The organism is Pedobacter fastidiosus, assembly GCF_014306625.1.
GTDB lineage: Bacteria > Bacteroidota > Bacteroidia > Sphingobacteriales > Sphingobacteriaceae > Pedobacter > Pedobacter fastidiosus.
Map to the genome: position 1 here is coordinate 312,434 of NZ_JACRYL010000003.1, position 7,975 is coordinate 320,408.

The window sequence follows — 7,975 nt, forward strand, 5'->3', positions numbered from 1 at the left end:
TGTTAATTTAAAACCAACATTTATTTATTTGTTTTGTTAAAGATATATAATTTGATGTTAGATGTCTGAAATCTTAATTATTAATGGAAGTGCCAGATTGAATGGCGATACTCAAAAGTTTTTAAGTAAGCTTTTGGAAGGCGTTGAACATACTCAAATTAACTTAATTGAACATTATTTCCTGCCTTATAATTATGATAACAAATATCCTGAGGAAGATCGTTTTGAAACCTTTGGCAAAGAAATTCTTTACCACAAGCATCTAATTTTTGCAACTCCGGTTTATTGGTATTCGATGAGTGGTCGAATGAAGAATTTGTTTGATCGCTTAACCGATTGGGTTACCTTAAACAAAGAAGTTGGAAGAAACTTAAAGGGCAAAACAATGAATTTGATGGCCGTTGGAACGGATGCAAACCTGCCCGACGGTTTTACCACACCATTTTACATGACTGCAAATTATTTGGAAATGAATTTTAAAGGAAGTGTTTATTTTAATGCAAATGAAAAGATTACCGATGATGAGTTGTTAGAAATTAGGAAATCTTTTTTTAGTTTTATGGCAGAATAACATTTAAAATTTACACCTCATAACATTACGTTAGTAAAAACAATAATAGCTTAATTAACATGAACGTAGAAGAAGTATTTAAAAACAACGATAAGTGGATTGCCGAAAAGTTGGCAATAGATCCTGATTATTTTACCAATTTGGCAAAAGGCCAAAGTCCAGAGTTTTTGTATATCGGTTGCTCTGATAGTCGGGTTACTGCCGAAGATTTAATGGGTATTCAGCCGGGCCAAGCATTTATTCATCGCAACATTGCTAACTTGGTTAACAATGTAGATTTAAATGTAATGACGGTTTTAAACTATGCCGTACGCCACTTAAAAGTTAATCATATTGTTGTTTGTGGCCATTACAATTGCGGTGGCGTAAAAGCGGCTATGCAACCTGCCGATATGGGAATTTTAAATCCATGGCTTAGAAACATCCGCGATGTTTATCGCATTCATAGAGATGAGCTTGGAAAAATTGAAGACGAAAGCGCACGTTACGATAGATTGGTAGAATTGAATGTTCAAGAACAGTGCGTAAACTTACTAAAAACAGCTGCCGTTCAAGAGGCGATTACACTTCGTGGCTTAACTGTACATGGCTGGGTTTTCGATATTAGGACAGGAAAATTAATTGATCTAAAAATTGATTTTGATGCAATTTTGAAGGACATTAAAGAGATTTATAATCTTTATTAAGAGTAGCAATTTATAAAACAGTTATCAATTAATTGCCTAATTGATAGCTGTTTTATTTGATAATCGGCACTAATTAACGACCCATCCAGCCACCATCAACCGTTAATATTGTTCCATGCACATAATCGCTGGCAGATGAAGCCAAGAATAGCGTTGGTCCTTTAAAATCTTCTGGGGTTCCCCATCTACCTGCAGGAATTCGAGCCAAAATAGAAGTACTTCTATCCTGATCTTCACGCAATGCTGATGTATTATCTGTAGCAATGTAGCCTGGCGCAATTGCATTTACATTTACCCCTTTTGATGCCCACTCATTTGCAAATGCTTTAGTTAAGGAAGCAATTGCACCCTTACTTGCAGCATAACCCGGAACCGTAATTCCACCTTGAAAAGATAAAAGCGATGCGGTGAAAATTACTTTCCCAGAACCTCTCGCAATCATATCTCTGCCAATTTCTCGGGTTAAAATAAATGGTGCAGTTTGGTTTACGGCAATTACTTCATCCCAATATTCATCAGGATGCTCGGCAATTGGTTTACGCAGAATTGTTCCGGCATTGTTTACCAAAATATCGATAATGGGATGATCGGCTTTAACTGTTTTTGCGAATTCCAACGTTGCTTCACGATTGCTAAAATCGCATTGATAAGCATAGAATCTTCTACCCAGCGCCAAAACTTCTTTTTCTATGCTACTATCTTGAAGTTCTAAACTAGCGGAAACTCCAATTACATCGGCTCCTGCTTCGGCCAAAGCCAAAGCCATTGCTCTCCCAATTCCTCTTTTGCAACCTGTAACTAATGCAGTTTTACCTGCTAAATTGAATATGTTTGATGACATTTTTTAGTTGATTATATTTATATCTAGCCTTTCGATATCCTTCGACGAGCTCAGGATGACAAATGTTGAAGGCCAGTATGACCTCGTGTAAATTTATTTCAATTCGGTTATGGCACAATGATCCATATCGCCATAATCAAGATTTTCTCCTGCCATGCCCCAAATAAAAGTGTAGTTGCTGGTTCCAGCACCCGAATGGATAGACCAATTTGGCGAAATTACGGCTTGATCATTCTGCATCCAAATATGGCGAGTTTCTTGTGGCTGACCCATAAAATGACACACACTTTGTCCCTTAGGAACTTCAAAATAAAAGTAAGCTTCCATTCTTCTATCGTGAGTATGTGCCGGCATGGTATTCCAAACACTACCCGATTTTAGTTCGGTCATTCCCATTTGCAATTGGCAAGTTGGTAAAACGCTATTCACTAAAAGTTTGTTAATCACTCTGTGATTTGCCGTTTCTGGCGTTCCCAGTTCTACAATTTCAGCATCAGCTTTACTTACTTTTCTTGATGGATACGTATGGTGCGCTGGAGCAGAATTGATGTATAATTTAGCGGGTTGATCTTGATTTACTGATTCAAATGAAACCTCTTTTGTACCTTTTCCAATATATAACGCTTCTTTGTACTCTAATTCATATTGAATTCCATCAGCAGTAACTACTGCCTTGCCGCCAACGTTTATAATTCCAAGTTCTCTTCTTTCCAAAAAGTAATTTGCTTTCAAATCATCAGGATTCGGGAGTTCTAATTTTTGATCTACCGGCATCGCTCCTCCAACTATGTATCGATCAAAATGAGATAATGTTAAGTTTACCTGATTGGCTTCAAAAACATTTTCGATTAAAAAGTTATCGCGTAAAGTAGCGGTATCCATCTGTTTAACTTCTTTTGGACTTTGAGCATACCGACTTTCGAAATGATTATTCATTATATTGATTTTGAGATGTGAGAATATTTGGATAGATCTGATTTCAAATCAAGCCTTCGCAAATATATTTATACCATGCTTAATAATTGAATGAATACTCAACTTTATTAAAAATTAACGTTGAAATAACGATTAAAGATTGGATCTTTAAAGAAAACGCAACTAAAGGTAATTAACATTTCCTATTTTGGAGGAGTACCCACCTGGCGGAGTGTTTCTTAACTGTTTACTAAAATATTTTATAACCATAACATCGTTACGGCGCTTCGTTATTCCCATCTCGATCGGGAATCCTAAAGTACAACACATACCTACCAAAGCATTAAGATTCTCGCCTGTGCTGGAATGACGGCAGGAATAAACTAATCGGAAGGACGAAGTAATTAAGCGAAAACAAAAACCTCGCATTTTATAAGCCACTTTCGTTGTTATTCTCCAAAACAATTTCCTGTTTTACAAGCTTCTATTACTATGAAGATATTAAAAGCATTATTAGCAGGATTTGCAGGGGCTAGTGTATTAAACATTTTGCACGAAACCGTTAGAAGGTTTGATAAGGATGCCCCAAGAGTACATAGAATTGGCGAAGAAGCGTTATCCAAATCATTACACAAATTAAACTTAAGTGCACCTGTAGGTGATAATTTATATCTCGCAACCTTAGCAAGCGATTTGGTTAGTAACAGCTTATATTTTAGTGCGATTGGTTATGGAAGTAAAAAAAACGTTTTCTTAAAAGGCGCTTTTGCAGGTTTAACGGCTGGTTTTGGTGCAATTAGTCTTCCAAGCAAAATGGGATTAGATGATGCCCCGGTAAACAGAACTGAAAAAACCAAAATCTTAACCGTTACTTGGTATTTAATTGGTGGTTTGGTTACTGCTGCTGTGTTAAACAACATGAAAAAAGATTAAATGCTTTATACAGCAACAAATTTATTGATTGATTTAATTTTTGAGCGCCGATAAATTAATTTTAAAGCAGGCGAAACCGCCAAACGTATTGGGTAACTTTGGCAATTGCCAACTGGTTAACGACGATAATATGCAGGTTGGGTGGATTTTCAAGCAATAAACACATATGATTTTTCAACAAGCAATATCATTAAGAGAAAGACGCAGAGGCTTTCATTTAATTACAGCAGAAATTTTAAATGCTTTACCTCAAATCTCTGAGATTAAAATTGGCATTTGTCAGATTTTTATCCAACATACTTCAGCATCTTTAACTATCAATGAAAATGCAGATCCTACGGTGAGAGCAGATTTTGAAATGTTTTTTAACAAAACCGTTCGCGAAAATGATCCAGATTACGAACATGATTATGAAGGATCTGATGATATGCCAGCGCACTTAAAATCTGCACTTCTTGGCAGTTCGGTAACTATTCCCATAACTAACGGGAGATTAGCTTTCGGAACTTGGCAGGGAATTTATCTTTGCGAACATAGAAACCGTGGCGGACAAAGAAGCATTATCATCACCGCTTGGGGAGAATAAAATTTACTTCTCTATGCCTGGGTGGTTTTCCTGAATAGACTTATTTCCGGTTTCTACTTCAACTTCTTTCATGGTTACCGCATAGTGCGAAGGATAAATTTCTGATCCGTAAGCAACTGCATAAGCCTTTGTAAATTCGGCTCCGAAATATAAAATAATAGAAGAATAATAAGTCCAGAGCAGTACCACAACCAATGAACCTGCAGCGCCATACGTACTGCCAACATTACTTTGCCCAATGTAAAGCGAAATGGCAAACTTGCCTGCCATAAATAAAAGTGCCGTTACAATCGATCCGGCAATTACATCTTTCCATTTTATAATGGCATCTGGCAAAACTTTAAATATTACGCCAAAAATTAAAGAAATTACAGCAAGCGTTACAATTTGATTGATCACGTAAAAAACAATAACAGAAACATCGGCATATCGAGCTTGCAAATTGTTGCTAAAAGTATCTAAAATAGTGGTTACCCCCAAAGAAACTAAAAGCACAAAGCCTAAACTAATAATTACGGAAAAGGAAAGAAAACGATTCTGAATCATTTTTAACCATCCTCTTTTTGGCTTTGGCTTTAATCCCCAAATGGTATTTATTGAATCTTGAATATCACCAAAAATAGTTGTCGCACCAACCAAAAGGGTAATTAATCCAATAGTAAATGCAACCGTACCTTTGCCACTGAGTGAGGCGTTCTTAATAATTTGTTGCAGTTGTAAAGCCGTGTCCTTTCCTAAAAAACCATCAAGCTGTCCATAAATTTGCCCTTCTGCTGCTTCTCTCCCTAAAAATATTCCACAAAGTGAGATAATTACAACCAGTAAAGGTGCCATAGAAAATACCGTATAATATGCTAACGAACCACTAAGCTTGGTTACCTTATGATCGCCAAAACCATTAAATGATGCTTTTAAAATACCCCAAATCCCCTTAAAAGTAACTTTCTCTTTAGCCATAAAATTGATAGATTATATGAAAACTAGAAACTGTTTCCTAACCCTTAAACCCCTTATTTTTCAATTTGTTTGGCAATTTATTTTCGTTCGATTGAAATTCCTTATTAAAAATTCAATATTTTTTTATTAGAAAAGCGATTAATTGTTCATACTAATTTCTAACGAACTGGAGAATTTGAGACCTAGTTCTGCCAAATTTTACAACGCAAAAAAGCCTGATAAAAATCAGGCTTTAGTCTCAACAAGAATATTATGGCTAGCGATTGTCTATTTTTCTTTGATGAATGTGGCAACATCATTAATCAGAATTTCTGATACACTAACGGGAACTTGATATTGTGCGGCACTTGTCTTTTCAGTTTGTGGACTTAACAAGTGATTTAACTCTGGATAAAATTTCAGCTTGGCATTTTTCTTTTTGCTTAAAGCAGTATTCCAAATGTCGAAATCTGTTTTGCTTACTTGAAAATCATTACCACCTTGTATTACGAAAATCCTTTGTTTGCTTAATTTTTTAGCTGCAGCAACTTGATCATAATTATTTAAATCGATCCAATAGCTGGCGGGTAAACCTAAAATAGCAGAATCTGCTTTAATTTTGGTACCGAGTTGTTTAATTCTGCTCTGCTCTATATCCATTATTGCAGTATCCAATCTTTTTTTGTTCACTGCAGAAGTATCTTTAGATAAGGAAAACATATATTTATTTTGATCAATTACGATATCGGTAAATGGCCTTGCAGGTGCTGCAGCTAAAATAATTCCGGCTAAATCTGGAGATAAAGTAGCGATTCTAGGTGCTAACATTCCTCCCAAACTGTGACCAAACAGGTAAATACTTTTTAAATCGGCATTAGGAATCGTTTTTGCCATCGTGAGGGCGGCAACAGCATCATCTAAAACCTCTTCTTTAACTGTAAAAACACCAGCAAATTCGTTTGCATAAATTAGCGTTCTTTTAACGTAACGTAAAGATCCAATTCCTTTGCCCGCTAAACCAGCAGCAAGATCTTTAAAAGGTTTATTTACGCCAACAGTTTCATCTAAATCGCCTGGGCCAGAACCATGAACCATTACCACAACTGGGAAATTTTTAACATTTTTCGGCGTCGTAATTATTGCAGCAAGCTGATGTTTCCCTGAAGTAACATAAACTGATTTTTCAACATATAAATTGGTATCGGCGTAGGCAGGTTTTAAATATTCTTTAGCCGTTTGTGAAGGCACTAGAAAGAGACCAACAATTTTTTGTTCTTTGTTGAAACCAACTAAGAAATTTTGACTCCCATTTGCAAATTTGCCTTCAACGGTTACCGAAAAAAATTCTCCCTGTGTTTTACTTTGAATGGCTTCTAGAGATTCTGCCTTTCCTAATTTGGTGTTTATATCTTCCCAAAGTTTTTTTAAATTTTCTTCGGTGATTTTTGATTTCATGTTCTCATCAAAATATCCACGGGCATCGGCAAATTTTTCTTCCTGCATCAAAGCAAAAAAATTATTTGCGCCATTAAATAAACTGATCACGTTTTGAGAAAATGCTGCTGTGGTAAATAGCAAAGCAATTACGAATAAAATACTTTTCTTCATGTATATATGATGTGTTGTGTTTGGTTGATTTTTTTTTAACACATCAAAGTTAATAATATTTGGTTCTGAAATTTCTTAAAATCAACTAATTTTTTAGTTTTAACTATTTTTAACATTTATAGTTTACTTTTTCCATAAAATTGTGTGGAATAATTACTACGGAAACACAGAAGATATCCCAACAAATGTTTGAAAGCTAAAATAAAGTTCGCCACGGAAGCACAGAATACACAGAATTTAAAATCAGATCTATTATCGGAAACGATTGTTCATGGTCTGTGGAGACACGTATCAAGGCTTATAATAGCCCCAGCCCTCTCCGAAGGAGAAAAAGCTAAAAACCGTTTAGAATAACGAGGAACCTAATGCAAACATAGATAACAATACCATCTGCATTTCTTCTATCGTGGTATCCTTGAATATAACCTCACTTACACCTGCGTTTTGCAATGACTCTGTGCGGTGGCTATTTTTATCGTATGGTGCTAAAACAATAACCTTTGTGCGCCCAGTTATCGAACGCACAAGGTCTTCCATATTTTCATTGCCAGGCATATTCATTTCAAGAATGGCCAGATCAATTCCCCATTTTGCAATTAAATTGCTCTTCTTTTCAATCTTCGCTGTCTCAAACATCTTACATTCTGGCCAAGTACTTTTAAGAACAAGCCTGAGCCCGTCTTGAACGATTCCCTGCGCTCCAGCCATTAGAATCTTCATAAATGACCTCCCTATTTAAAACTATATTTCAACGCAATCTCCACTTCCCCGTTGCTGTAGCTCTGCAGGTCGGAAGTGTTGGTGGTGTACTGGGTGAGGATGGTTAGGCGGTTCCTGTAGGTTGTGCCCGCACCGATGGTGGCACTGTTGGTGCTGTGGTACATCCCGCTCAGCAGGAG

9 protein-coding genes are annotated in these 7,975 nt (G+C 36.2%); 4 read left to right on the forward strand and 5 right to left on the reverse strand.

Features of this window, described 5'->3' with window-relative positions; translation table 11 throughout:
• Positions 1-61: 61 nt before the first annotated feature.
• Both H7U22_RS04960 and H7U22_RS04965 read left to right on the forward strand, forming a co-directional pair.
• Positions 62-571, forward strand: coding sequence for a flavodoxin family protein (locus tag H7U22_RS04960; protein ID WP_187070240.1), 510 nt, complete (start codon positions 62-64; stop codon positions 569-571).
• Between the two features lie 59 nt (positions 572-630).
• The gene (locus tag H7U22_RS04965) at positions 631-1,257 is read left to right on the forward strand and encodes a carbonic anhydrase (protein ID WP_187070241.1); all 627 of its coding nucleotides are present in this window, start codon (positions 631-633) and stop codon (positions 1,255-1,257) included.
• Positions 1,258-1,330: 73 nt separating this feature from the next.
• On the opposite strand, the gene H7U22_RS04970 is transcribed toward H7U22_RS04965, so the two are convergent.
• Positions 1,331-2,098, reverse strand: coding sequence for an SDR family oxidoreductase (locus H7U22_RS04970; protein ID WP_187070242.1), 768 nt, complete (start codon positions 2,096-2,098; stop codon positions 1,331-1,333).
• A gap of 93 nt (positions 2,099-2,191) precedes the next feature.
• Entirely contained in the window at positions 2,192-3,034 is an 843-nt protein-coding gene (gene kduI, locus H7U22_RS04975) for a 5-dehydro-4-deoxy-D-glucuronate isomerase (RefSeq protein WP_187070243.1), read from the reverse strand.
• A 471-nt stretch (positions 3,035-3,505) separates the two neighbouring features.
• Here kduI and H7U22_RS04980 point away from each other — a divergent pair, with 471 nt between their 5' ends.
• Entirely contained in the window at positions 3,506-3,946 is a 441-nt protein-coding gene (locus H7U22_RS04980; protein ID WP_187070244.1) for a hypothetical protein, read from the forward strand.
• Positions 3,947-4,112: 166 nt separating this feature from the next.
• On the forward strand, positions 4,113-4,532 hold the full coding sequence (locus H7U22_RS04985; protein ID WP_187070245.1) for a secondary thiamine-phosphate synthase enzyme YjbQ: 420 nt from the start codon (positions 4,113-4,115) through the stop codon (positions 4,530-4,532).
• Between the two features lie 3 nt (positions 4,533-4,535).
• Here the strand turns inward: H7U22_RS04985 and H7U22_RS04990 are convergent, their stop codons facing one another.
• The 3 genes from H7U22_RS04990 to H7U22_RS05000 all read right to left on the reverse strand — a co-directional run bounded on the left by H7U22_RS04990 (position 4,536) and on the right by H7U22_RS05000 (position 7,796).
• Positions 4,536-5,489, reverse strand: coding sequence for a YihY/virulence factor BrkB family protein (locus H7U22_RS04990; protein WP_187070246.1), 954 nt, complete (start codon positions 5,487-5,489; stop codon positions 4,536-4,538).
• 267 nt (positions 5,490-5,756) lie between these two features.
• The gene (locus H7U22_RS04995; RefSeq protein ID WP_187070247.1) at positions 5,757-7,076 is read right to left on the reverse strand and encodes an alpha/beta hydrolase; all 1,320 of its coding nucleotides are present in this window, start codon (positions 7,074-7,076) and stop codon (positions 5,757-5,759) included.
• 345 nt (positions 7,077-7,421) lie between these two features.
• A complete protein-coding gene (locus H7U22_RS05000) occupies positions 7,422-7,796 on the reverse strand; it encodes a response regulator transcription factor (RefSeq protein ID WP_187070248.1) in 375 nt (124 codons plus the stop codon).
• Positions 7,797-7,975 lie beyond the last annotated feature (179 nt).